The 1,013-nt window shown below is 35.9% G+C and carries 1 protein-coding gene and 1 pseudogene; both read left to right on the plus strand.

The genetic code is table 11. The annotated features are described in order from the left end of the window. The coding region (locus DWA30_RS13240; RefSeq protein WP_168421717.1) for a hypothetical protein at positions 1-211 on the plus strand (211 nt) is incomplete at its 5' end. Positions 212-238: 27 nt separating this feature from the next. Continuing rightward, positions 239-1,013, plus strand: a pseudogene (locus DWA30_RS01730) (F0F1 ATP synthase subunit alpha); the annotation flags it as partial.

Consider the following 1,013-nt stretch of genomic DNA (forward strand, 5'->3'; position numbering starts at 1 on the left):
AACACATGCATATTCTGTTTTGAAATTTCTTGACAATGAAGAGATTGGTGAATCCTTTGAAGTTGATGAAGGTAGATTAAAACACATCATTAAAATGATGTACAACTCAAATATAATTGTAGATGGACAATTATCTATTGAGAAAATAAAAAGAATGATTGAAAAGTATAGCGAAAATGTTTCTGAAAGAAGATTTTTGACTAAAAATTAAATTGCATATTTAAATTACTAAATAAAGATGGCAGAAGTAAAACCAGCTGAAATATCAGCAATCTTAAAACAACAACTAGCAGGATTTGAAGCATCAGCTTCATTGGATGAAGTAGGAACAGTATTAACCGTTGGTGATGGAATTGTACGAGCTTATGGACTTTCAAACGTTCAATATGGTGAGTTAGTAGAATTCGATGGTGGACTAGAAGGAATTGTATTAAACCTAGAAGAAGACAACGTAGGTGTTGTATTATTAGGAGCTTCAACAACAGTAGCAGAAGGATCAACAGTAAAACGTACTGAACGTATTGCTTCTTTAAGAGCTGGAGAAGGAGTTGTTGGACGTGTAGTTGATACCTTAGGGAATCCAATTGATGGTAAAGGACCTATTCAAGGAACTACTTATGAAATGCCTTTAGAGCGTAAAGCGCCTGGAGTAATTTTTCGTGAGCCAGTAACTGAGCCTTTACAAACTGGAATTAAAGCAATTGATGCAATGATTCCTGTAGGACGTGGACAACGTGAGTTAATCATTGGTGACCGTCAAACTGGTAAATCTACAGTAGCTTTAGATACCATCTTAAACCAAAAAGAATTTTACGATGCTGGTGAGCCAGTATTCTGTATATATGTTGCAATTGGACAAAAAGCTTCTACGGTTGCTGCCATTGCAAATATGTTAGAAGATAAAGGAGCGATGGCGTATACTACAATTGTAGCTGCGAATGCATCTGACCCTGCTTCTATGCAAGTTTATGCACCATTTGCAGGAGCTGCAATTGGAGAGTATTTCAGAGATT

Origin of the sequence: Candidatus Ulvibacter alkanivorans (assembly GCF_003333325.1) — a bacterium.
Taxonomy (GTDB): Bacteria; Bacteroidota; Bacteroidia; order Flavobacteriales; family Flavobacteriaceae; genus Ulvibacter_A; species Ulvibacter_A alkanivorans.